A 25,438-nucleotide genomic window follows, 5' to 3' on the forward strand; every position below is an offset into this window, starting at 1 on the left:
TCAGGAAATCACCATGGTTCTGCGTTCCCAGATCCTCGTCAACAAACACACCCTGCCGACTGCCGAGCAGGCCCTGCCCGGACGTGCCGAGCCACTGCCGGTGGCCGACACCCACTATGTCAACGGCAACCCGATCAAGGCGCCCTTCCCCGCCGGCCTGCAGCAGGCGGTGTTCGGCCTGGGCTGTTTCTGGGGCGCCGAACGCCGCTTCTGGCAACAGCCAGGCGTGCTCAGCACGGCGGTCGGCTATGCCGGCGGCTTCACTCCCAACCCCACCTACGAGGAAGTGTGCTCCGGCCTGACCGGGCACGCCGAAGTCGTGCTGGTGGTGTTCGACCCGCAGCAGACCAGCTTCGAAGCGCTGCTCAAGGTGTTCTGGGAAGTGCACAATCCGACCCAGGGCATGCGTCAGGGCAACGATCAGGGCACACAGTACCGGTCGGTGATCTACTGCCAGGACGAGGCCCAACTGAAGGCAGCCAAGGACAGTCAGGCACGTTTCCAGGCCGAGCTGGACAAGGCAGATCTGGGTTCCATCACCACCGAGATCATCGAGGCGCCGACCTTCTACTACGCCGAGACCTATCACCAGCAATACCTGGCGAAGAACCCCGAAGGCTATTGCGGCCTCGGCGGAACAGGCGTATGTCTACCCCCTCAACGCTGAGAGGCAGATGGTCATGGAGCTGAGCAGCATCTCCAGTCAGGTATCGAGCCAGGCATCGACGCAGATCGCGGCGCAGATGTCGCTCCTGCTGCTGCGCAAGACACTGGAGCTGCAGGCCGCCAGCATCAGCGGGCTGGTACAGTCTGCTGCACCGGTCAGCGCCCCGAGCAACCCGCCACATCTGGGCAACCATGTCGATGTGATGGCCTGAGGGGCTGCCCTCGCATCCCGCCCCTGGCCGCCAGACTGTGCCAGCACAGAGCCTGAAGGTGACTCAACCCGCCGGTTTTTCCTCGATCAGCCAGTCCAGACGCCAGCCACCCAGGCTCTGCCCCAGGGCATCGGCCAGCCAGGGCAGCAGCTGCCTGAGCTCATCCTCCAGCCCCCATGGCGGATTGCTGATCACCAGACCCGAGCCGGTCAGGCGCATCGCATCGTCGGGGGCATGCACGTAGAGTTCGGCACGCAGCAGCTTGGGCGCGGCACTCTTTTGCAGATCGCGATAGAAGCGCGCCAGCTGGCGCTCGTCCTTGATCGGATACCAGATCGCCACGATGGCCTGACGCATGCGGCCGTGCGCTTCATTCAGCGCTTCGACACAACGCTGCAGCTCGTCCGTCTTCTCGAACGGCGGGTCGATCAGCAGCAGCACGCGCTTCTCACGAGTCGGCATCAGCGCTCGCGGTACGTGCCAGCCCTCGCCCAGGTGCACGGCGACGCGGCGGTCGCCACGCATGTTGTCCTTGAGCAGGCGACCGTCCTCGGGATGTTTTTCGTTGAGCTGCAGGCGATCCTGCTCGCGGCTGAGCAGGCGCGCCAGCTCCGGCGAGCCTGGGTAGTAGCGCAACTCGCCATCGGGGTTCATTGCCCGCACCACCTCCAGGTAGGCTTCCACCGCATCCGGCAATTGCGTGGCCTGCCACAGGCGACCGATACCCTCCAGGTATTCGCCGGTGCGGCTGGCCTGGTCGCCCAGCAGATCGTAGAGGCCGAGTCCGGCATGGCTGTCGAGGTAGGCGAAAGGCGCCTCCTTCTTCGACAGCAGGGCGAGCAGGCGGGTCAGCACCAAGTGCTTGAGCACATCGGCGTGATTGCCGGCATGGAAGGCGTGGCGGTAGTTCATTCGGGAGTCCTCGAATCAGGCGCGCAGTTTAACAGGGCGGCGCCCGCTTGCTCGACAGTGCCTGCAAGGCCTAGGCTGCACATTCCTCAAGGACAGCGAGAACCGCCATGTCTCTGCAACGATTGCTCGGCAGCGAACTGCCCCTGGTCCAGGCACCGATGGCCGGCTCGCAGGATCACCGTCTGGCCGCCGCCGTATGTGAGGCCGGCGGTCTTGGCTCCATTCCCTGCGCGATGCTCACCCCCGCCGCCCTGCGCCAGGAACTGCAGGCCATGCGTGCTCTGACCGAGCGCCCGTTCAATCTCAACTTCTTCAGCCATGTACCGCCGCAAGCGGATACGGCTCGCGACTCAGCCTGGCGCAAGGCCCTTGCGCCCTACTACGCCGAGCTGGGTGTGGACCCGGCGAACATTGCCAGCGGGCCGGGGCGCCTGCCATTCAACGACGAAGCAGCAGCCCTGGTGGAAGAGTTCCGCCCGGCGGTGGTCAGTTTCCATTTCGGTCTGCCGGAGGAAGCTCTTCTGCAGCGCGTACGGCGCAGCGGCGCGAAAATCCTGTCCAGCGCCACCACGCTGGACGAAGCGCTGTGGCTGCAGGAACGCGGCGTCGATGCGGTGATCGCCCAAGGGCTTGAAGCCGGCGGCCATCGCGGACACTTTCTCGATCAGGACCTGAGTCGTCAGCTCGGCACCTTCGCCCTGCTGCCGCAGCTGGTCGATGCCCTCTCGGTGCCGGTGATCGCTGCCGGCGGCATCAGCGACGCACGCGGCGTGGCAGCAGCCATGGCGCTGGGTGCGGCAGGCGTGCAGGTCGGCAGCGCCTACCTGCTGTGCCCGGAAACCAATACTACTGCCCTGCACCGGGCAGCCCTGCAAAGCCCGGCAGCGCGCCATACGGCGCTGACCAACCTGTTCAGCGGGCGCCCGGCACGCGGCATCGTCAACCGCCTGATGCGCGAGCTGGGACCGCTCAGTACGCAGGCGCCGGCCTTCCCGCTGGCCACCGCCGCCATCGCACCGTTGCGTGCCGCGGCCGAAGCGCAGGGCAGCGGGGATTTCTCGCCGCTGTGGGCCGGGCAGAATATCGCCAACTGCCATCCGATGCCGGCGGCCGAGCTGACCCGCGAGCTGGCAAGGGGTCTTGAATCGCATCGAGGCTGAAACGAAGTACTGCCCAACGGCTCCACGGCTGATGTAGCGCTTTATCACGGCCGATGATGATGCTGGGCAGCCAGGCAACCGGCTGCCTAGACTCGGTGGATCATCTGGAGGCCCGATCCATGACCGAGACACTGCTCAGCTCCCGCAACCTGGCGTTCGAACTCTACGAAGTGCTCGACGCCGAAGCTCTGACCCAGCGCCCGCGCTTCGCCGATCACAACCGCGAGACCTTCGATGCGGCGATCAGCACCGCACGCGGTATCGCCGAGGAGCTGTTCGCCCCGCACAACCGCAAGAACGACGAGCACGAGCCGCAATACGTCGACGGTGGCGCGGTGCTGATTCCAGAAGTCGAGCCGGCGCTGCGCGCCTTCCATGAAGCGGGCTTTCTCAACGCCACCCGCGATTTCGAGCAGGGCGGCATGCAGCTGCCCAACCTGCTGTCGCAGGCCTGTTTCGCGCACTTCCAGGCCGCCAACATCGCCACCAGCTCCTACTCGATGCTGACCATGGGTGTGGCCAACCTGATCGAGGCCTTCGGCAGCGAGGAGCAGAAGTCCCGCTACCTGCAGCCGATCATCGACGGCCGCTTCTTCGGCACCATGGCCTTGACCGAGCCGCACGCCGGCTCGTCGCTGTCGGACATCAGAACCCGCGCCGAGCCGCACGCCGATGGCAGCTATCGGATCAAGGGCAACAAGATCTTCATCTCCGGCGGTGACCAGCCGATCTCCGAAAACATCGTGCACATGGTTCTGGCCAAGCTGCCGGACGCACCGCCCGGGGTGAAGGGCATCAGCCTGTTCCTGGTGCCCAAGTTCCACGTCAACGATGACGGGTCGCTGGGCGCACGCAACGATGTGACCCTGGCCGGGCTGTTCCACAAGATGGGCTGGCGCGGCACCACGTCCACGGCGCTGAACTTCGGCGACAACGGCGAATGCGTCGGTTACCTGGTGGGCAAGCCGCATCACGGCCTTTCCTACATGTTCCAGATGATGAACGAGGCGCGTATCGGCGTCGGCATGGGTGCGATCATGCTCGGCTACGCCGGCTACCTCTATTCGCTGGACTATGCGCGCAACCGTCCGCAGGGTCGCCAGCCGGACGGCAAGGATCCGAGCAGCCCGCAGATTTCCATCGTCGAGCACGCCGACGTACGCCGCATGCTGCTGACGCAGAAAGCCTACGTCGAAGGCGCCTTCGACCTCGGCCTGTACGCCGCACGCCTGTTCGACGACACCCATACACTGGAAACCGCCGAAGACCGCACCCGCGCGCTGGAGCTGCTAGACCTGCTCACCCCGATCGTCAAATCCTGGCCATCGGAGTTCTGCCTCAAGGCCAACGATCTGGCGATCCAGGTCCTCGGTGGCCACGGCTATACCCGCGAGTATCCGGTGGAACAGTACTACCGCGACAACCGCCTCAACCCGATTCACGAGGGCACCCACGGCATCCAGTCGCTGGACCTGCTCGGGCGCAAGGTTTCACAGAACGGTGGCGCCGCGCTCAAGCAGTTGCTCAAGCTGATCAACGATTGCTGCCAGCGCGCCAGCGCGTCCGAATCGCTCAACGCCCTGCGCCAGCCGCTGGAACAACTGCTGGCACGCCTGCAGGCAGTGACCCTGGCGCTGCTCGGCGACCTGATGAACGGCAAGGTCAACCAGGGCCTGGCCAATTCGGCGCTGTACCTGAAGGTGTTCGGCCACACGGTGATCGGCTGGCGCTGGCTGGAGCAGGCGATCCGCGCCGAACAGGGCCTGGCGAACACCGCCAATGCCGACGAGCAGGCCTTCTATCGCGGCAAGCTGCAAGCCGCGCGCTACTTCCTGACCTGGGAGGTCCCCGGCTGCCACCACGATCTGAGCATTCTGGAAGCCCGTGACGACACATGCCTGGGCATGCAGGACACCTGGTTCTGAGTTCTGATGCCTTCTGTTACGCGCTGAAACAAGGGAGGATGGATTTTTTGACAGTCGTGGCACGCGTCAGGTTAGAATCGCTGGCACGCTGAATGCATATATAACCATCGCAAGGAGTTAGACATTGGACGCAGGCACCATCAATCAGCTGTTCTTGATCGGTGCCCTGTTGGTTGCCTTCAGCATCATGGTCAGCTCGGTGTCCACCCGCGTGGGCATCCCGATTCTGGTCATCTTCCTCGGTGTCGGCATGCTCGCCGGCGTCGACGGCATTGGTGGCATCGTCTTCAACGACTACTCCCTGGCCTACCTGGTCAGTAACCTGGCGCTGGCTGTCATTCTTCTCGACGGTGGCATGCGTACGCGCGCCTCGACCTTCCGCGTGGCGCTGTGGCCGTCCATGTCACTGGCCACGCTGGGCGTGGCCATCACTGCCGGCTTGACCGGTGTGGCGGCCGCCTGGCTGTTCAACCTGAGTCTGATCGAAGGCCTGCTGATCGGCGCCATCGTCGGTTCCACCGATGCCGCCGTGGTGTTCAACCTGCTCAACGGCAAGGGCCTCAACGAGCGTGTTGGCCCGACACTGGAAATCGAGTCGGGCAGTAACGACCCGATGGCCATGTTCCTCACTGTCACCCTGATCAGCATGATCGCCTCCGGGCAGAACAGCTTTAGCTGGGGCATTCTCAGCAGCCTGGTTCAGCAGTTCGCTCTGGGCATCGCCCTGGGCGCGCTGGGCGGCTGGCTGCTCCTGCAGCTGATCAACCGCCTGTCGGTGGCTGACGGCCTGTACCCACTGCTTGCCGTCAGCGGCGGCATCATGATTTACGCGATTTCCGGCATCATCGGCGGCAGCGGCATCCTCGCCGTCTATGTCTGCGGCCTGCTGCTGGGCAACCGGCCGATCCGCAACCGTCACGGCATTCTTCATATGTTCGATGGTCTGGCCTGGCTCAGCCAGATCGGCATGTTCCTGGTACTCGGCCTGCTGCTGACCCCGAGCAATCTGCTGCCGATCGCCGTGCCGGCGCTGCTGCTGTCGTTGTGGATGATTTTCTTCGCACGGCCATTGTCGGTATTCATCGGCCTGCTGCCCTTCAAGAGTTTCAACCTGCGCGAACGCGTGTTCATCTCCTGGATTGGCCTGCGCGGCGCAGTGCCGGTGATCCTCGCGGTGTTCCCACTGATGGCCGGCCTGGAGAATGCACAACTGTTCTTCAACGTCGCCTTCTTCATCGTGCTGGTTTCCCTGCTGCTGCAGGGCACCACGCTGGGTTGGGCAGCGCGCAAGGCCCGGGTGGAGGTGCCGCCAGTGCCCTCGCCGATATCGCGTGCCGGCCTGGAAGTCCACCTGACCAGCCAGTGGGAGCTGTTCGTCTATCGTCTTGGTGCCGAAAAATGGTGTATCGGAGCGCCGCTGCGGGCGCTGAACATGCCGCAAGGCACGCGTATCGCTGCGCTGTTCCGGGGGCGCGAGCTGCTCCACCCATCAGGTAGTACTACCCTGCAGGAAGGCGACATTCTCTGCGTGATCGGCCACGACGAGGACTTGCCAGCGCTGGGCAAACTCTTCAGCCAGGCCCCGAAACGTGGCCAGGATTTGCGCTTCTTCGGCGATTTCGTACTCGAAGGTGACGCCGAGCTGGCTGCCGTCGCAGCGCTGTACGGCCTGAAGTTGGATGGAGTGGAGAGCAATCAGCCTCTGGGACGTTTCATCGCCCACGAGATTGGCGGCGAGCCTATCGTCGGCGACCAGACCGAGTGGCAAGGTCTGACCTGGACGGTGGCGCAGATGGAAGGGAACAAGATACGCAAGGTTGGCGTCAAATTCCCCGAGGGCGCACGCCCGGGCCCTGCGCTGCACTTCTAGCAGGCGATTAAAAACTCCCGACAGGGACTCTGCTAGCATCAGCATCGTGCGCGGGCCATCAGGCCCGCGTGTTCGTTGTGCTGCGGCCACCAGATCGCAACCGTCCACTAAACAGACCAATCGCCATGCCATTGTCGCGCCGCTCTCTCGCAGCCGTCCTGTTCGCCTTTTGCCTCGGCAGCTCGCAGGTTTTTGCCGAGGAGCCACCGAAGATCGAAAGCGTCCAGCAAAGCCTGGACGGCCTGGCCGAGCGCAAGCTGCCGGAGGCCGAACAGCAGGCGCTCAAGCAGACATTCGAGCAGACGTTGCGCATGCTTCAGGATCGGCAGAATGCCGAGCAGCGTCTCAAGGATCTGCGCACACAACTGGACAATGCACCGCGTCTGATCAGTGAAGCCCAGCGAGAACTGGAAAAGCTGAAAACCAGCCCGGAAGTGCCGGTCGCCGAACGCCACCTGCGCACCAGCCTGCCCCAGCTGGAACAGTTGCTCGCGGACCGCTCCAGCCAACTCAGCGAGTGGAACAAGGCGATCATCGAAGCCAACAGCCTGGTGATTACCGCGCAAACCCGTCCAGAGCGCGCGCAGGCGGAAATCAGCCAGAACCAGGCCCGCAGCCAGCAGATCAGCAACAGTCTGAAAAGCGGTCGCGACAGCGGCAAGACGCTCACGCCCGAACGTCGGGATCAGCTCAACGCCGAGCAGGCGCTACTTGTTTCGCTGACCCAGCTTCGCCGCCAGGAGCTGGCCGGCAACAGCCTGCTGCAGGATCTGGGCAACGCCAAGCGGGCGCTGCTCGAGGAGCGCATACGCCGGGCCGAGCAGGAGCGCCTGGACCTGCAGAACCTGATCAATGAACGCCGCCGCGCCGAATCCGAACAGACCGTCGCCGAACAGTCGCGAGAGGCCGAGCGGGCCGGTTCGGACAAGCTGCTGGCAGGCGAAAGCAACCTCAACCTCAAGCTCTCCGACTATCTGTTGCGTGCCACCGAGCGCCTCAATCAACTGACCCAGGAAAACCTCAAGACGCGCCAGCAGCTGGACAATCTGGTGCAGGCCGACCAGGCGCTGGATGAGCAGATCGGCGTCCTGCAGGGCAGCCTGCTGCTGTCACGGATTCTCTACCAGCAGAAACAGGCGCTGCCCAACCTGAAGCTGGAAGACAGCAAGCTGGCGGACGAAATTGCCGACATCCGCCTGTACCAGTTCGACCTGGGCAAACAGCGCGAGCAGATCAGCAACCCCGAGGCCTATATCGATCGGCTGCTGTCCAACCAGCCCGCCGAGGAAGTCACGGGCGAGTTGCGCAACACCCTGCGCGATCAGCTGAACACCCGCCGCGAACTGCTCGAACGCCTCAACCGCGAGCTCAACGCCCTGCTCAACGAGTCGATCACCCTGCAGCTCAATCAGAAGGAGCTGTCCAGCACGGCCAGCAGCCTGCGGGCCACCATAGACGAGCAGATGTTCTGGATTCCCAGCAACAAGCCGCTGGACCTCGACTGGCTCAGAAACGCACCACGGCGTCTGATGCTGCAACTTGAGCACCTGCCCTGGAGCGAAGTCGCCACGGATCTGCGTATGGTGCTGCTGGAGCGGCCACTGGTCTTTCTGCCGTTATTGCTGCTCTGTGCCCTGATCGTCTGGCGACGCCAGTATCTGTTCCGCAAACTCGACAGCCTGCATCAGGATATTGGCCACTACAAACGCGACAGCCAGTTGCACACGCCGCTCGCCATCGGCCTGAACCTCGTACTGGCCCTACCCGGCGCGCTGTTCCTCAGTCTGTGCGGCTATGCGCTGATGATGGATCCGCGTGGGCAAAGCCTCTATCTCGGCACAGCGCTGTACGAGATGGCGCAAGCCTGGCTGGTGCTCTACACGCTGTATCGCATCCTCTCGCCCAACGGCGTGGCGGTGCTGCACTTCCACTGGCCGCCCGCCAGCGTCAGCTTCATTCGCCGCCATATTCGCAACCTGGGCTTCGTGGTCCTGGCTCTGGTGGCGGTCACCAGCATTGCCGAGCACCAGCCTGCCAGCCTGGCCAACGATGTCATAGGCATCGCCGTGGTGCTGAGCTGCTACGTCCTGATGGCCTGGCAACTGTTCCGTGTATTGCTCGGCACGCCGCAACGGGAGAATACCTCGCCCCTGCGCTCCACCGCTGGCCTGCTGTTCTGTCTGCTGCCGTTCGTACTGATGGGCGCCGTCGGGCTGGGCTACTACTACACCGCCCTGAAGCTCACCGACCGCCTGATCGACACGCTCTACCTGCTGGTCTTCTGGCTGATTCTGGAAGCCGCCTTCGTTCGCGGCCTCAGCGTCGCCGCGCGGCGCCTGGCCTATCAACGCGCCCTGGCCCAGCGTCAGGCGCATGACAGCGACCACGACTCGACCATCGACGAGCCGACGCTGGACATCGAACAGATCAATCAGCAGTCGTTGCGCATCATCCGCCTGGCCTTGTTCAGCGGTTTTCTGCTCTGCCTCTACTGGGTCTGGTCCGAACTCATCAGCGTCTTCACCTACCTCGAGACCATCAGCCTTTACGAGTACAGCAGCGGCACTGGCGATGCAGCGACCATGGTCCCCATCAGCCTGATGGATGTGCTGGGCGCCCTGCTCATCATCGCCATTACCTTCGCCCTGGCGCGCAACCTGCCAGGCCTGCTGGAGGTACTGGTACTGTCGCGCATGCGCCTGGCACAAGGCAGCGCCTATGCCACCACCACCCTGCTGTCCTATGTGCTGGTCGGTATTGGTATCGTCAGTACGCTCTCAACGCTCGGCGTGAGCTGGGACAAATTGCAGTGGCTGGTGGCAGCGCTGTCGGTGGGCCTCGGTTTCGGCCTGCAGGAAATCTTTGCCAACTTCATCTCCGGCCTGATCATCCTGTTCGAGCGCCCGGTGCGCATCGGCGACGTGGTGACCATCGGCAATCTGTCCGGCACGGTGAGTCGGATTCGCATCCGGGCCACCACCATTACCGACTTCGACCACAAGGAAATCATCGTTCCGAACAAGACCTTCATCACCGGCCAACTGATCAACTGGTCGCTGAGCGATACCGTGACCCGCGTGACCGTCAAGGTCGGCGTAGGCTACGGCTCGGATCTGGACCTGGTGCGCAACCTGCTGCTTGAGGCTGCGAAGGAAAACTCTCGCGTTCTCAAGGAGCCCGAGCCGATCGTGTACTTCCTCAAGTTCGCTGACAGCAGCCTGGAACACGAACTGCGCGTCCATGTACGCGACCTCGGCGACCGCAATCCGGCGACCGACGAAATCAACCGGTTCATCGACCGTGAATTTGCCAAGCATGGCATCAGCATCGCCTTCCGCCAGGTCGAGGTTCACGTCAAGAACTTCCAGCATGACGAACACCTGCTCGAGAACAAGCAGGCCCTGCAAACCGCAGCGGCTGCCGGCGCGGCCGCTTCCCTGTCGCGTAAATCGTCGCCGCCAGCCACCACCTGAGCCCGCACAGACCGCCCATGAAAACGCTAGACGCACTGACCTTCGACAACCGCTTCGCCCGCCTCGGTGACGTCTTCTCCACCGAAGTGCTGCCCGAGCCCATCGAGCAGCCACGCCTGGTGGTGGCAAGCGAAGCGGCCATGACCCTGCTCGATCTGGCGCCCGACCAAGCCCAGCGCAGCGAGTTCGCCGAACTGTTCGCCGGACACAAGCTGTGGGAACAGGCCGAACCGCGCGCCATGGTCTACTCCGGCCACCAGTTCGGTGGCTACACTCCGCGCCTGGGCGACGGTCGCGGCCTGCTGCTCGGCGAAGTGGTCAACGACGCTGGCGAACACTGGGATCTGCACCTCAAAGGCGCCGGCATGACGCCCTACTCGCGCATGGGCGACGGCCGCGCGGTGCTGCGCAGCTCGATTCGCGAGTTTCTTGCCAGCGAACATCTGCACGCACTCGGCATCCCCAGCTCGCGCGCGCTGTGCGTCACCGGCTCGACAACACCGGTGTGGCGCGAGAAAAAGGAAAGCGCGGCGATGGTGCTGCGCCTGGCGCAAAGCCACGTGCGCTTCGGCCACTTCGAATACTTCTACTACACGCGCCAGCACGAACACCTGAAGACCCTCGGCGAGCACGTCATGGCCTGTCATTTCCCGGCCTGCCTGGAGCAGGACGAACCCTGGCTGGCGCTGCTGAGTGAGGTAATCGAGCGCACCGCCGCGATGATCGCCCACTGGCAAGCCTACGGGTTCTGCCACGGCGTGATGAACACCGACAACATGTCGATTCTCGGCATCACCTTCGACTACGGCCCCTACGCCTTCCTCGACGACTTCGACACCAACCACATCTGCAACCACTCCGACGACAGCGGCCGCTACAGCTTCAGCAATCAGGTGCCCATTGCCCACTGGAACCTCGCCGCCCTGGCCCAGGCGCTGACGCCCTTCGCCGCCGTGGAGAAGCTGCGCGAGGCGCTGGAACTGTTCCTGCCGCTGTATCAGGCGCACTACCTGGACCTGATGCGCAAGCGTCTGGGCTTCGTCAGCGCCGAGGACGGCGACGAAGCGCTGATCCAGCGTCTGCTGCAGCTGATGCAGCAGGGCAAGGCCACCGACTACACGCTGTTCTTCCGCCACCTTGGCGAACAGGCACCTGCCGGGGCGCTGCAGGTGGTGCGCAACGATTTCGTCGACCTGGCCGGCTTCGATGCCTGGGGCCAGGACTACCTGGCGCGTTGCGAACGGGAAGGCGGCGAACAGAACGAACGCCGGGCGCGCATGCATGCGGTCAACCCGAAGTACATCCTGCGCAACTACCTGGCGCAGCAGGTCATCGAAGCCGCCGAGGCCGGCGACTACGCTCCGGTACGCGAACTGCACGCGGTGCTGTCACGTCCGTTCGACGAACAGCCGGGTCAGGAGCGCTACGCCGAACGTCCACCGGAGTGGGGCAAGCACCTGGAAATCAGTTGCTCCTCGTAAGGCCCTGGATCAGCGCAGCAACACCATCAAGGCAGCCGACCTGTTAAATCGAAATGGCATATCAATCTGCCCAAACATTCTTAGACTATCTATAAGAAGCCCTCTATCTTGGCGCCCAGCCAGGCCGCCCAGTGCGCGCCCGATACCTCACACGAGATTCGACGCAAAGAATCTGCCCAGCTCCAGCCCACTGAATCCTGCCGCCTGAAAGGCCGGGGCAGCTTGCGGAGCAGAGGCCGGTTCCAAGGATTTTCATGCTCTGGGATTCCCTGCCCCTTCTGTTCGTCGGCGCCCTGCTGATCTGGGTGCTCTATGCCTTCGTCCGCGAGAAATGGAGCCCGGACATCGTCGCGGCCATCGCCGTAGCGGCCCTGCTGGTCACCCAGTTGCTGACGCCGGGCGAGGTGCTCAGCGTACTGTCGAACTCCGCGCCGGTAACCATCGCCTGCATGTTCGTGATCTCCGCCGCACTGGAACGTACCGGCTGCATCGATGCACTCGGCAACTGGCTGGGTGAACTGGTCGGCACCAGCCCGATCCGCGTACTCACCGGCCTGACCGTCACCGCCCTGGTGGCATCCGCCTGCCTGAACAACACACCGGTGGTGGCCATCCTCACACCAGTGGCCATCGCCCTGGCACGCCGCGCCGGCACCCTGCCGTCCAAGCTACTGATCCCGCTGTCCTACGCCACCATCCTCGGTGGCACCCTGACCATGATCGGAACCTCGACCAACATTCTGGTCGACGGCGTGGCACGCAAGGCCGGCATGGCGCCGTTCGGCATCTTCGAGATCACCGGCGTCGGTCTGGTGATGGCGGCCTTCGGCATGCTCTATCTGCTGACCATCGGCTATCGCCTGCTGCCGGAACGGGAAACCCTGTCACGCCAGCTGCGTCCGGATCTGTCCCGTACCTTCATGACCGAACTGCTGGTGCCGCACGACTCGCCGATGATCGGCAAGACCCTGCACGAGGCCCACCTCAACGGTGGTAGCGGCCTGCAGGTGCTCAAGTTGTTTCGTGACGAACGCGAGCTGACCGAGCCGAGCGCCGAGACCCTGCTCGCCAGCGGCGACCGCCTGGTGCTGCACGGCCAGGTCAAGGATGTCGTGGAACTGCGCGAAAGCGGCCACCTGAGTTTCAACCGTGGTGATGCCTTCGAGACCATCAGCAGCCACGACGTGATCCTCGCTGAAGCCATCGTCGGGCGTAACTCGCGTTACAGCCACCGACCGATGCGCGACCTCGACCTCACCGCGCGTTACGGCATCGCCGTGCTCGCCGTGCACCGCCAGGACGAGAACGTGCAGGGCAACCTCGACGAGTTCGAGCTGCAGTTCGGCGACGTCATGCTGGTCGAAGGCACGCCGGCGCAGATCAGGCGTTTCGCCGACAACGGCGAGCTGATCAGCCTCAACGCCGTGCAGGAACGGGCCTTCCGCCGCGACAAGGCGCCCATCGCCATTCTCGCGACCCTGGCCGTGATGCTGTTGGCCGCCTGTGACGTGATGCCCATCGAGGGATTGGCGATCATTGGCGCCGTGACCGTACTGGCCACCCGCTGCCTGGACGTGGAAGATGCCTACAAGGCCGTGGACTGGAAGATTCTCAGCCTGATCTTCGGCATGCTGGCCATCAGCGTCGCCATGGACAAGGTGGGCCTGGTCAAGCTGCTGGTGGAGAACATCATGGGCTGGCTGCCGTGGGCAGGCCCTCTGCTGATGCTGAGCTTCATCTACCTGTTCACCTCTATCCTTACCGAGATGCTGTCGAACAACGCGGTGGCCGTACTGGTAACGCCCATCGCCATCGGCATGGCTCAGCACCTGGGCGTCGATCCACGCGCCTTCGTGGTCGCAGTGATGTTCGCCGCCAGCGCCAGCTTCGCCACCCCGATCGGCTACCAGACCAACACCTTCGTCTACAACGCCGGCGGCTATCGCTTCACCGACTTCATGAAAATCGGTATCCCGCTGAACCTGCTGCTGTGGGGCGTCGCTACGCTGTTCATCCCCTGGTTCTTCCCGCTGACGCCGGTGTAAGGCATAAGCCGCGAATACAAAGTTCTAAATCAAGGCCCGTTTCATTGCTCCAGCGCATTGACTGGGCCTTGTTGCTTTCTCCATGCTGCGATCCTTTCAAGCTGCCCTCAAGGAACGTGCGCATGAAACTGGAAACCCTGGCCATTCACGCCGGCTACAGCCCCGATCCGACCACCAAGGCGGTGGCGGTGCCGATCTACCAGACCAGCTCCTTCGCCTTCGACGACACCCAGCACGGTGCCGACCTGTTCGACCTGAAGGTCGCCGGCAACATCTATTCACGCATCATGAACCCGACCAACGCCGTGCTCGAAGAGCGTGTGGCGGCGCTGGAAGGTGGTGTCGGAGCGCTGGCCGTGGCCTCGGGCATGGCCGCCATCACCTATGCCATCCAGACCGTGGCCGAGGCCGGCGACAACATCGTCTCGGTGGCCAAGCTCTACGGCGGCACCTACAACCTGCTGGCCCACACCCTGCCGCGTTTCGGCATCGAGACCCGCTTCGCCGCCCACGATGACATCGCCGCGCTGGAAGCGCTTATCGACGAACGCACCAAGGCCGTATTCTGCGAGTCCATCGGCAACCCGGCCGGCAACATCGTCGACCTCAAGGCGCTGGCCGACGCCGCGCACCGCCATGGTGTGCCGCTGATCGTCGACAACACCGTGGCCACGCCGATTCTCTGCCGCCCCTTCGAGCATGGCGCGGACATCGTCGTGCACTCGCTGACCAAGTACATCGGCGGCCACGGCACCAGCATCGGCGGCATCATCGTCGACTCCGGCAAGTTCCCCTGGGTCGACAACAAGGCGCGCTTCCCGCTGCTCAACACCCCGGACCCGTCCTACCACGGCGTGACCTACACCGAAGCCTTCGGCCCCGCCGCCTTCATCGGCCGCTGCCGCGTGGTACCGCTGCGCAACACCGGCGCGGCGCTGTCGCCGTTCAACGCCTTCCTCATCCTGCAGGGCCTGGAAACCCTGGCCCTGCGAATGGAGCGGCACACCGAGAACGCGCTGAAAGTGGCGCAGTACCTGCAAAGTCACCCGCAAGTGGCCTGGGTGAAATACGCCGGCCTGGCCGATCACCCCGAACACGATCTGGCGCAGCGCTACTTCGGCGGCAAGCCGGCGGCGATCCTCTCGTTCGGCATTCAGGGCGGGCAGGAGGCCGGCGCGCGCTTCATCGACGCGCTGCAACTGGTAGTACGCCTGGTCAATATCGGCGATGCCAAGTCGCTGGCCTGCCACCCGGCGTCCACCACCCATCGCCAGCTCAGCGACGAGGAACTGCAGAAGGCCGGCGTACCACGCGACATGGTGCGCCTGTCCATCGGCATCGAGCATATCGACGACATCCTTGCCGACCTGAGCCAGGCGCTCGAGGCATCGCGCGGCTGATCGCTTGAAAAGCCATGGTGTCGGCTCCAGATAGATGTCATTGCCGCTGGAGCCGAACCATGAGCGATCCCCTGCTGATACCCTGCCCGCATTGCAACGGGCTCAACCGCATTCCTGCCGAGCGTCTGGGCGACACGCCGCGCTGCGGCCGCTGCAAGAGCGAAGTACTGCCCGCCACACCATTCACCCTGACGCAAGCCAACTTTGCCAGCCAGTTGAAGGGCGACCTGCCGCTGCTGGTGGATGTCTGGGCCAGTTGGTGCGGCCCCTGCCAGGCCTTCGCGCCGATCTTCCAGCAGGCTGCTACGCAACTGCAAGGCCGCTGCCGCCTGGGCAAGCTCGATAGCGAAGCCAACCCCAATCTGGCCGGGCAAATGGGCATCCGCTCCATTCCCAGCCTGATTCTGTTCAAGGGCGGCGTCGAAGTCGCCCGCCAGAGCGGCGCCATGCCGCTGCCACAACTGCAGGAATGGTTGCGCCAGCAGGGCATCTGAGCGCTTCGGTCAGTCACCACGGGCGCTGCGGTCAATTGCAGCGCGCCGCCCGCCCCTTAGTCTGGCCAAACGCCCATCAAGGAGTTTCGCCATGCCGCTGCCCGTGGAAATCGCCCGCCAACTCACCGAGAAACAGATCGCCTTCGTCAAACGCAGCGGCCTCAGGGCCGAAGTCCTCGAGCCTGGGTTCGTGCGCCTGCGCATGCCGCTACAGGGCAATCAGAACCATATCGGCAGCATGTACGCAGGCGCATTGTTCACCCTCGCGGAAATCCCCGGTGGCGCGCTGTTCCTGACCAGCTTCGACGCCCAGCGCTTCTATCCCGTCATCAAGGAGATGAACCTGCGCTTTCGCCGCCCGGCCCTGGGCGATATCCAGGTGGAAGCGCGTCTCTCGGCAGAGGAGATCGCCCGCCTCGAAGAGCAGGCGAGCCAGCAGGGCAAGGCCGAGTATCAGCTGGACCTGCAACTGACCGACGGCAGCGGCGAAATGGTCGCGGAAAGTCGCGGCTGCTATCAATTGCGTTTACGCTGAAGGCGCCGCTTAACAGTCCCTGACCTTGCCACAGGTCAAAAGAGCGGCTATCTGAACAGGCAGAATAAAATTGCCGACGGGTATCGGCAGGGGAGCCGTCACCATGTTCAAGCACATCCTCATCGCTCATGACCTGCGCGACACCGCCGACATGGCGCTGTGCCGCGCCACCCAGCTGGCCCGTCAGCACGGTGCCCGCCTGACCATCCTGCATGTGCTGGAGCCGGGCCATAACAGCGAGCAACAGGAAAAGGCACGCCAGGCACTGGATCGCAGCCTGACCCAGTACGCCCCGCCCGGCACCGAACTGCACATGCTCAGCGGCAAACCCTGGGAAGTGGTATTGCAGCAGGTGCAGGACAGCGGCTGCGATCTGCTGGTACTGGGTGGACACCATACACGCCACGATTTCTTCTCCGGCACCAGCCTCGATCGCATTGCCCGTCGCTGCACCGTGCCGCTACTGCTGGTAGCGCGTAACGACTTCCAGCCCTATCAGCGCGCCCTGGCCGCCATCGACTTTTCCCTGTGCGCCTGCAGCGCCCTGGAGCAGGCCTATCTCCTGCTGCCTGGCGAGGCCGAACTGCATGCCCTGCACGTGTTCGAGCCGGACAAGGGCACGCCGCAGCAGGTGGAACAACAGCTACAGACCCAGCAGGGGCTGATCGATCAGTTGCTGCATGACGAAGCGCAGAAATTGCCGGTAGGCGGCCCGAGGCTGAGCCACGAAGTGCTCCAGGGCGGCATCCTGCGAAGCCTGCAGGAGCAGATCAAGACCCGTCGCGCAGAACTGCTGGTGCTCGGCAGTCATGGCCGCAGCGCCTTTTCCCAGGCGCTGCTGGGCAGCCTGGCGCAGCACTTTTTGCACAAGGCGCCCTGCGACGTGTTCGTGGTTCGCTAGCAACAGCAACCCACGCAAAAAGGCACCTTCAGGCGCCTTTATCATTCAGCTGGCGTTGAGCAGGTCATGCAGCTCGACGAACTGCAGGGTCAGCTTGTGCCGTGCATCCAGATGGATCAGCGGTGTGCAAACCTGGTGCGATTCTCGCATCTTCACCGAGCTCATCAGGTTCACCGGCAGCACCGGCAGCCCTTCTTCGATCAGTTCATCCAGCAACTGCTGCGGCAGGGTGGCGCGAGGCTGAAACTGATTGACCACGATGCCCTCCACTTCCAGCGCCTCGTTGTAATCATCCTTGAGTTCCTCGATCTCGGCCAGCAGGCCGTAGAGGGCATTGCGCGAGAAGCTGTCGCAATCGAAGGGAATCAACACGCGATCGGCTGCTATCAACGCGGAAACCGTATAGAAGTTCAGCGCCGGCGGGGTGTCGAGGTAGATGTAGTCATAGTCTTGCGCCAACTCGTCGAGCAGTTTGCGCAGCTTGTTGATCTTGTGCTTCTGCTCCAGCTTGGGCTGCAACTCGGCGAGCTCGGCAGTAGCGGTGACCACATGCAGGTTGTCGAACGGTGTCTCGTAGATGTCGACCTTGCCCTTTCTGCCAAACGGGCCGGAAGAAAGGCTCTGCTTGAAGAAATCGGCGATGCCCATGGGGATATCCTCGCCGGTCAGCCCGGTGAGGTAGTGGGTCGAGTTGGCCTGGGCGTCGAGGTCGATCAGCAGCGTGCGATACCCCTGCGCCGCACTCACCGCCGCGAGATTGCACGCGATGCTGGACTTGCCTACGCCACCCTTCTGGTTGAACACCACACGTCGCATCGTCACGCTCCCGGATTCGAAGGTTTCCGATTCCATGCAAAGCCCATGACAGCCGGTGAACACCGAAGGCAATCACGGCCTGGTGCCATCCGGCATCACAGGTTGTGCCCGCGCCAAACGCGCACAAGGGCAACATGCACACCAAGGATATGCAATGCAGCGTCAGTGCACACAGCGACTTCCAAGAAAAAGCCCGGCATTGCCGGGCTTTTTTATGCGTCACTGGTGGTACTGCGCCGACAACTCGTGGACGGCCTCGAAGAAGGCTCCAGCGTGAGCCGGATCGACTTCCGGGGTGATGCCATGGCCGAGGTTGAACACGTGGCCGCTGCCGGCGCCATAGGCCGCGAGGACGCGCGCCACCTCGGCGCGAATCGCCGCAGGCTTGGCATAGAGCACCGCCGGGTCCATGTTGCCCTGCAGGGCAACCTTGGCACCGACACGGGCGCGGGCGCTACCGATGTCGCAGGTCCAGTCCAGACCCAGCGCTTCAGCGCCGCTGTCAGCCATGGATTCGAGCCACAGACCGCCGCCCTTGGTGAACAGGATCACCGGCACACGACGACCTTCATGCTCGCGGATCAGGCCATCGACGATCTTCTTCATGTAGGCCAGGGAGAATTCCTGGTAAGCCGCCGCCGACAGCGCGCCGCCCCAGGAATCGAAGATCTGCACTGCCTGCGCACCGGCCAGGATCTGCCCGTTGAGGTAGGCAGTGACCGACTGCGCCAGCTTGTCCAACAGCGCGTGCAAGGCTTGCGGATTGTCGTAGAGCATCGCCTTGGTCTTGCGGAAGTCCTTCGACGAGCCGCCTTCGACCATGTAGGTGGCCAGCGTCCAGGGGCTGCCGGAGAAGCCGATCAGCGGCACACGGCCACCCAGCTCGCGGCGGATGGTACGCACGGCGTCCATCACATAGCCCAGGTCCTTCTCGGCATCCGTCACCGGCAGCGCCTCGACATCAGCCAGGCTGCTGACCACTTTCCTGAAGCGCGGGCCTTCGCCGGTCTCGAAGTACAGGCCCTGGCCCATGGCATCGGGGATGGTGAGGATGTCGGAGAACAGAATCGCCGCATCCAGTTGCGGGTAGCGGTCCAGCGGCTGGATGGTGACCTCGCAAGCCAGCTCCGGGTTCTTCATCAGGCTCACGAAGTCGCCGGCCTTGGCCCGAGTCGCGCGGTATTCCGGCAGATAGCGGCCGGCCTGGCGCATCATCCAGATCGGCGTGACATCTACGGGTTGCTTGAGCAGGGCACGAAGGAAACGGTCGTTCTTCAGGGCGGTCATGGCAGAGTCCTAGAAAAAAGTGCGGGCATTTTCGCAGACCAGAAAACAAAAGGCACGGCGGGTGCCGTGCCTTTTGTCCATCGGGTCAATTTGTCGCGGGCAAATGCCTAATGCTAAGCGTAACGAGCGAAGGTCAGGCAAGGCGAAAGCGGGCGAGGAAGCGGAGTGTACGAGCTGTACATGAGCATTCCGAGCCTGCTTTCAACGCAGCATGGCCGAGCGCAGTAGCTTAGACGCCCAGATAGTCGAGGATGCCTTCGGCGGCGTTCCTACCCTCGAAGATCGCCGTCACCACCAGGTCGGAACCACGCACCATGTCGCCACCGGCAAAGATCTTCGGGTTGCTGGTCTGGTGCTTGAAGGTGTTCTTCTCCGGCGCCACGACGCGGCCCTGGCTGTCGGTCTGGATATCGAACTGTTCGAACCAGGGTGCCGGGCTCGGACGGAAACCGAAGGCGATCAGCACGGCCTCGGCCGGGATGACCTCCTCGGAACCCGGGATCGGCTCGGGGCTGCGACGGCCACGGGCGTCCGGCTCGCCGAGACGGGTCTCGACCACCTTGATGCCTTCCACCTTGCCTTCGCCGACGATGGCGATGGGCTGGCGGTTGAAGAGGAACTTCACGCCCTCTTCCTTGGCATTCTTCACTTCCTTGCGCGAGCCCGGCATGTTCTCTTCGTCACGGCGATAGGCACAGGTCACGGCCTTGGCGCCCTGACGGATCGAGGTGCGGTTGCAGTCCATCGCGGTGTCGCCACCGCCCAGTACCACCACGCGCTTGCCCTTCATGTCGATGAAGTCTTCCGGCGACTTCTCGAAACCAAGGTTGCGGTTGACGTTGGCGATGAGGAAGTCCAGCGCGTCGTAGACACCCGGCAGGTCCTCGCCGGGGAAGCCGCCCTTCATGTAGGTGTAGGTACCCATTCCCATGAACACGGCATCGTATTCATCCAGCAGCTGCTGCATGGTCACGTCCTTGCCGATCTCGGTGTTCAGGCGGAACTCGATACCCATGCCGGTGAAGACTTCACGGCGGCGGCTGAGCACGGTCTTTTCCAGCTTGAACTCGGGGATGCCGAAGGTCAGCAGGCCACCGATTTCCGGGTTCTTGTCGAACACCACCGGGGTCACACCGTTACGCACCAGCACGTCGGCGCAACCGAGGCCGGCCGGGCCGGCGCCGATCACCGCGACACGCTTGCCGGTCGGCTTGACCTTGGACATGTCCGGGCGCCAGCCCATGGCGAAGGCGGTGTCGGTGATGTACTTCTCCACCGAACCGATGGTCACCGCGCCGAAGCCGTCATTGAGGGTGCAGGCACCTTCGCAGAGGCGATCCTGCGGGCACACGCGGCCGCAGACTTCCGGCAGGGTGTTGGTCTGGTGCGAGAGCTCGGCGGCAGCCAGGATGTTGCCTTCCGAGACCAGCTTCAGCCAGTTCGGAATGAAGTTGTGTACCGGGCACTTCCACTCGCAATACGGGTTGCCGCAGCCCAGGCAGCGATGCGCCTGGTCTGCAGCTTGCGCCGGCTTGAAGTTGTCGTAGATCTCGACGAATTCCTTCTTGCGCTGACGCAGCAGTTTCTTCTTCGGGTCTTTGCGCCCGACTTCGATGAACTGGAAGTCGTTGTTCAGACGTTCAGTCATTGCATTACCTCATCAAACCACTTCAGGCGCATTCTTATTGCGGGTTGGCACGGGTGCTGGACAGCAGCGACTTCAGGCTGGCCGCTTTCGGTTTCACCAGCCAGAACTTGCGCAGGTAATCGTCCAGGTTCTCCAGCAGGTTCTGGCCCCACTCGCTGCCGGTCTCTTCAACGTACTCGGCGAGCACGCTCTCGAGGTGGCTGCGGTAGGCTTCCATCGCTTCGTTGTTGATGCGCTGGATTTCTACCAGTTCGTGGTTGACGCGATCGTAGAAGCCGTTGTCCAGGTCGAGCACATAGGCGAAACCGCCGGTCATGCCCGAGCCGAAGTTGTAGCCGGTCTTGCCCAGTACGCAGACGAAACCGCCGGTCATGTACTCGCAGCAGTGATCACCAGTGCCTTCCACTACGGCGTGAGCGCCGGAGTTGCGCACGGCGAAACGCTCACCTGCGGTACCGGTGGCGAACAGCTTGCCGCCGGTGGCACCGTACAGGCAGGTGTTGCCGATGATGGCGCTGTCTTCGGTGGCGAACGGGCTGCCGGCAGGCGGGGTGATGACGATCTTGCCGCCAGTCATGCCCTTGCCCACGTAATCGTTGGCATCGCCTTCCAGGCGCAGATGCAGGCCGCCAGCGTTCCACACGCCGAAGCTCTGACCGGCAGTGCCGGTGAAGCGGAAGGTGATCGGCGCGTCGCTCATGCCCTGGTTGCCATGCACGCGGGCGATCTCGCCGGAAATGCGTGCACCAATGGAACGGTCGCAGTTGCCGATGCTCAGCTCGAACTCACCACCGGTCTTGCCGGCGATGGCGTCCTTGGCCATCTCGACCATCTTCTCGGCCAGACGGCCTTCGTCGAACGGCGGGTTCTTCGCCACCTGGCAGAACTGCGGCTTGTCAGCCGGGATATGCGCGCTGGCCAGCAGCGGCGACAGATCCAGGTTGCCCTGCTTGGCGGTTTCGCCCGGCAGCACTTCGAGCAGATCGGTACGACCGATCAGCTCCTCCAGGCTGCGTACGCCCAGCCTGGCCAGCCACTCGCGGGTTTCCTCGGCGACGTAGGTGAAGAAGTTCATCACCATCTCGACGGTACCGATGAAGTGATTGCGCAGCTTGTCGTTCTGCGTGGCCACGCCGGTGGCGCAGTTGTTCAGGTGACAGATGCGCAGGTATTTGCAGCCCAGTGCCACCATCGGCGCGGTGCCGAAGCCGAAGCTTTCGGCGCCGAGGATGGCGGCCTTGATCACGTCCAGACCGGTCTTCAGACCACCGTCGGTCTGCACCCGCACCTTGCCGCGCAGGTCGTTGCCACGCAGGGTCTGGTGAGTTTCGGCCAGGCCCAGCTCCCACGGTGCGCCGGCATAGCGGATGGAGGTCAGCGGCGATGCGCCGGTACCACCGTCGTAGCCGGAAATGGTGATCAGGTCGGCGTAGGCCTTGGCCACACCGGCAGCGATGGTGCCTACACCGGCTTCCGCCACCAGCTTGACCGACACCAGCGCCTTCGGGTTGACCTGCTTGAGGTCATAGATCAGCTGCGCCAGGTCTTCGATCGAGTAGATGTCGTGATGCGGCGGCGGCGAGATCAGGGTCACCCCCGGTACCGCGTAGCGCAGCTTGGCGATCAGGCCGTTGACCTTGCCGCCGGGCAGTTGGCCGCCCTCACCAGGCTTGGCGCCCTGGGCCACCTTGATCTGCAGCACTTCGGCGTTGACCAGGTATTCCGGGGTTACACCGAAGCGACCGGTGGCCACCTGCTTGATCTTCGAGCTCTTGATGGTGCCATAGCGGGCCGGATCTTCACCGCCCTCACCGGAGTTGGAACGGCCACCCAGGCGGTTCATCGCCTCGGCCAGCGCCTCGTGCGCCTCGGGCGACAGCGCGCCGAGGGAGATGCCGGCGGCATCGAAGCGCTTGAAGATCGACTGCAGTGGCTCGACTTCGTCGATGCTGATCGGCGTGGCGGACTCCTTGACCTTGAGCAGGTCGCGGATCATCGACACCGGACGCGTGTCGACCAGCGTCGAGTATTCCTTGTACTTCTCGTAGTTGCCCTGCTGCACGGCTTCCTGCAGCGTGCGCACCACATCCGGGTTGTAGGCGTGGTATTCGCCACCGTAGACGAACTTGAGCAGACCGCCCTGCTGGATCGGCTTGCGGTTGTTCCAGGCCTCGAAGGACAGCAGCTTCTGCTCGTTCTCGATATCGACGAAACGCGCGCCCTGAATGCGGCTGGCCACGCCGCGGAAGCACAGCTCGGTGACTTCGTCGGACAGGCCGACGGCCTCGAACAGCTGCGCACCACGATAGGAGGCGATGGTGGAGATGCCCATCTTCGACAGGATCTTCAGCAGGCCCTTGGAGATGCCCTTGCGGTAGTACTTGAACACTTCGTACAGATCGCCCAGCACTTCGCCGGTGCGGATCAGATCGCCCAGCACTTCGTAGGCCAGGAACGGATAGACCGCCGAGGCGCCGAAGCCCAGCAGCACGGCATAGTGGTGCGGGTCACGCGCGGTGGCGGTCTCCACCAGAATGTTGCAGTCGCAGCGCAGGCCCTGCTCCACCAGACGGTGGTGCACAGCGCCGGTAACCAGCGCAGCATGCGCCGGCAGCTTGCCCGGGGCGATGTGACGATCGGTCAGTACCAGCAGTACCTTGCCGGCGCGCACGGCTTCCTCGGCCTGGTCGGCCATGTTGCGCACGGCGGCCTCCAGGCCCAGCGACTCGTCGTAGTTCATGTCGATGACATGACGGTCGAAGCCCGGGCGGTCCAGGCTCATCAGCGCACGCCACTTGGCTGGCGAGATCACCGGACTGCTGAGGATCACGCGGGTGGCGTGCTCCGGCGACTCGCTGAAGATGTTGCGCTCGGCACCCAGGCAGATTTCCAGGGACATGACGATCGCTTCGCGCAGCGGGTCGATCGGCGGGTTGGTAACCTGCGCGAACTGCTGGCGGAAGTAATCGTAAGGCGAACGCACGCGCTGGCTGAGCACCGCCATCGGCGTGTCGTCACCCATGGAACCAACCGCTTCCTGGCCCTGCTCGCCGAGCGGGCGCAGCACCTGGTCACGCTCCTCGAAGGTGACCTGGAACATCTTCATGTACTGCTTGAGCTGATCCGGGTCGTAGAAGGCCGAACCATGGTCGCGGTCTTCCAGCGTCGCCTTGATGCGCTGGGCATGCTTGCGCAGCCACAGCTTGTACGGGTGGCGCGACTTCAGGCGGCTGTCGATGGACTCGGTATCCAGCACCTGGCCGGTTTCGGTGTCGACGGCGAGGATCTGCCCCGGACCGACACGACCTTTGGCGATGACGTCTTCGGGCTGGTAGTCCCACACGCCGATTTCCGACGCCAGGGTGATGTAGCCGTTCTTGGTGGTGACCCAGCGCGCCGGACGCAGACCGTTACGATCGAGCAGGCACACGGCGTGACGACCATCGGTCAGCACCACGCCGGCCGGGCCATCCCAGGGCTCCATGTGCATGGAGTTGTATTCGTAGAACGCGCGCAGATCGGCGTCCATGGTCTCGACGTTCTGCCATGCCGGCGGAATGATCATGCGCAGGCCGCGGAACAGGTCGATGCCGCCGGTGACCATCAGCTCAAGCATGTTGTCCATGCTCGAAGAGTCGGAGCCGACGCGGTTGACCAGCGGGCCCAGCTCGTCGAGATCGGGGATCAACTCGTTGGCGAACTTGGTGCGACGGGCCTGCGCCCAGTTGCGGTTGCCGGTAATGGTGTTGATCTCGCCGTTGTGCGCGAGGAAGCGGAAGGGCTGAGCCAGCGGCCACTTCGGCAGGGTATTGGTGGAGAAGCGCTGGTGGAAAACCGCGATGGCGGTCTTCAGGCGCTCATCCCCCAGATCCGGGTAGAACTGCTGCAGGTCCGCCGGCATCATCAGGCCTTTATAGATGATGGTCTTGTGCGAGAAGCTGCAGATGTAGTGATCGGTGTCGTCGGCGTTGGCCACCGAGGAACGACGACGGGCGCTGAACAGCTTGATGGAGAATTCCTGATCGGACAGCCCATCACCACCGATGAACACCTGTTCGATCTGCGGCAGGCGCTCCAGCGCCAGCTGACCGAGTACGCTGGTGTCGATCGGCACCTTGCGCCAGCCCACCAGTTGCAGGCCAGCCGCAAGGATTTCGCGGTTCATGTTCTCGCGCGCAGCCTCGGCCTTGGCCGAATCCTGATTGAAGAACACCATGCCCACGGCGTACTGCCCGGGCAGTTCGACGCCGAACTGCTCCTGGGCGACAGCGCGCAGAAATTGATCGGGCTTCTGGATCAGCAGGCCACAGCCATCACCGGTCTTGCCGTCGGCGTTGATACCGCCGCGGTGAGTCATGCAGGTGAGGGCTTCAATAGCGGTCTTGAGCAGGTGATGGCTAGCCTCACCTTGCATGTGGGCAATCAAGCCGAAGCCGCAGTTATCCTTGAACTCATCAGGACGGTACAAACCTGCTTTCATAGGGGAAACTCTCACCAGTCTGCCTAGACTTCAGGCAAATTACTTTCTAATTCAATTACTTAAACCCAAAAAGCGGGCACGGGCCAGCTTTGCACAGGGCAAAAGGGAGGTCATTGTACATATCCACCCATGA

17 protein-coding genes are annotated in these 25,438 nt (G+C 63.5%); 12 read left to right on the plus strand and 5 right to left on the minus strand.

Annotation, left to right across the window (positions count from 1 at the left end; translation table 11 throughout):
- The first annotated feature begins 13 nt into the window (after positions 1-13).
- Together msrA and OEG79_RS18465 are read left to right on the plus strand one after the other, a co-directional pair.
- Complete coding sequence (gene msrA, locus OEG79_RS18460; RefSeq protein ID WP_264146393.1) at positions 14-667, plus strand: peptide-methionine (S)-S-oxide reductase MsrA; 654 nt, start codon at positions 14-16, stop codon at positions 665-667.
- 13 nt (positions 668-680) lie between these two features.
- A complete protein-coding gene (locus tag OEG79_RS18465) occupies positions 681-878 on the plus strand; it encodes a putative motility protein (protein WP_264146394.1) in 198 nt (65 codons plus the stop codon).
- 63 nt (positions 879-941) lie between these two features.
- On the opposite strand, the gene OEG79_RS18470 is transcribed toward OEG79_RS18465, so the two are convergent.
- Complete coding sequence (locus tag OEG79_RS18470) at positions 942-1,790, minus strand: 23S rRNA (adenine(2030)-N(6))-methyltransferase RlmJ (protein ID WP_264146395.1); 849 nt, start codon at positions 1,788-1,790, stop codon at positions 942-944.
- A 107-nt stretch (positions 1,791-1,897) separates the two neighbouring features.
- Between OEG79_RS18470 and OEG79_RS18475 the strand changes: the two genes are divergently transcribed.
- From OEG79_RS18475 to OEG79_RS18520, 10 genes are all read left to right on the plus strand, one after another.
- The gene (locus OEG79_RS18475; protein ID WP_264146396.1) at positions 1,898-2,950 is read left to right on the plus strand and encodes an NAD(P)H-dependent flavin oxidoreductase; all 1,053 of its coding nucleotides are present in this window, start codon (positions 1,898-1,900) and stop codon (positions 2,948-2,950) included.
- Between the two features lie 119 nt (positions 2,951-3,069).
- On the plus strand, positions 3,070-4,875 hold the full coding sequence (locus OEG79_RS18480; RefSeq protein ID WP_264146397.1) for an acyl-CoA dehydrogenase: 1,806 nt from the start codon (positions 3,070-3,072) through the stop codon (positions 4,873-4,875).
- Positions 4,876-4,999: 124 nt separating this feature from the next.
- Complete coding sequence (locus OEG79_RS18485) at positions 5,000-6,745, plus strand: potassium/proton antiporter (RefSeq protein ID WP_264146398.1); 1,746 nt, start codon at positions 5,000-5,002, stop codon at positions 6,743-6,745.
- Between the two features lie 125 nt (positions 6,746-6,870).
- Complete coding sequence (gene mscK / locus OEG79_RS18490; protein ID WP_264146399.1) at positions 6,871-10,218, plus strand: mechanosensitive channel MscK; 3,348 nt, start codon at positions 6,871-6,873, stop codon at positions 10,216-10,218.
- A 17-nt stretch (positions 10,219-10,235) separates the two neighbouring features.
- Positions 10,236-11,699, plus strand: coding sequence for a protein adenylyltransferase SelO (gene selO / locus OEG79_RS18495; protein WP_264146400.1), 1,464 nt, complete (start codon positions 10,236-10,238; stop codon positions 11,697-11,699).
- Between the two features lie 254 nt (positions 11,700-11,953).
- Positions 11,954-13,744, plus strand: a complete 1,791-nt coding sequence (locus tag OEG79_RS18500) for an SLC13 family permease (protein WP_264146401.1) — start codon at positions 11,954-11,956, stop codon at positions 13,742-13,744.
- 122 nt (positions 13,745-13,866) lie between these two features.
- On the plus strand, positions 13,867-15,144 hold the full coding sequence (locus OEG79_RS18505; RefSeq protein ID WP_264146402.1) for a bifunctional O-acetylhomoserine aminocarboxypropyltransferase/cysteine synthase: 1,278 nt from the start codon (positions 13,867-13,869) through the stop codon (positions 15,142-15,144).
- 59 nt (positions 15,145-15,203) lie between these two features.
- A complete protein-coding gene (gene trxC / locus OEG79_RS18510) occupies positions 15,204-15,638 on the plus strand; it encodes a thioredoxin TrxC (protein WP_264146403.1) in 435 nt (144 codons plus the stop codon).
- A gap of 91 nt (positions 15,639-15,729) precedes the next feature.
- Positions 15,730-16,173 carry a PaaI family thioesterase gene (locus OEG79_RS18515; protein WP_264146404.1) on the plus strand — a complete coding sequence of 148 codons (444 nt, stop codon included), beginning with the start codon at positions 15,730-15,732 and terminating at the stop codon, positions 16,171-16,173.
- 103 nt (positions 16,174-16,276) lie between these two features.
- The gene (locus OEG79_RS18520) at positions 16,277-17,074 is read left to right on the plus strand and encodes a universal stress protein (RefSeq protein WP_264146405.1); all 798 of its coding nucleotides are present in this window, start codon (positions 16,277-16,279) and stop codon (positions 17,072-17,074) included.
- A 45-nt stretch (positions 17,075-17,119) separates the two neighbouring features.
- Here OEG79_RS18520 and OEG79_RS18525 read toward each other — a convergent pair whose 3' ends face one another.
- The 4 genes from OEG79_RS18525 to gltB all read right to left on the minus strand — a co-directional run bounded on the left by OEG79_RS18525 (position 17,120) and on the right by gltB (position 25,305).
- A complete protein-coding gene (locus OEG79_RS18525; RefSeq protein WP_264146406.1) occupies positions 17,120-17,890 on the minus strand; it encodes a ParA family protein in 771 nt (256 codons plus the stop codon).
- Positions 17,891-18,109: 219 nt separating this feature from the next.
- A complete protein-coding gene (gene hemE, locus OEG79_RS18530) occupies positions 18,110-19,177 on the minus strand; it encodes a uroporphyrinogen decarboxylase (protein ID WP_264146407.1) in 1,068 nt (355 codons plus the stop codon).
- Between the two features lie 229 nt (positions 19,178-19,406).
- Positions 19,407-20,825, minus strand: a complete 1,419-nt coding sequence (locus OEG79_RS18535) for an FAD-dependent oxidoreductase (protein WP_264146408.1) — start codon at positions 20,823-20,825, stop codon at positions 19,407-19,409.
- 34 nt (positions 20,826-20,859) lie between these two features.
- The gene (gltB, locus tag OEG79_RS18540; RefSeq protein WP_264146409.1) at positions 20,860-25,305 is read right to left on the minus strand and encodes a glutamate synthase large subunit; all 4,446 of its coding nucleotides are present in this window, start codon (positions 25,303-25,305) and stop codon (positions 20,860-20,862) included.
- Positions 25,306-25,438 lie beyond the last annotated feature (133 nt).

Source organism: Pseudomonas sp. Z8(2022) (assembly GCF_025837155.1).
Lineage (GTDB): Bacteria > Pseudomonadota > Gammaproteobacteria > Pseudomonadales > Pseudomonadaceae > Aquipseudomonas.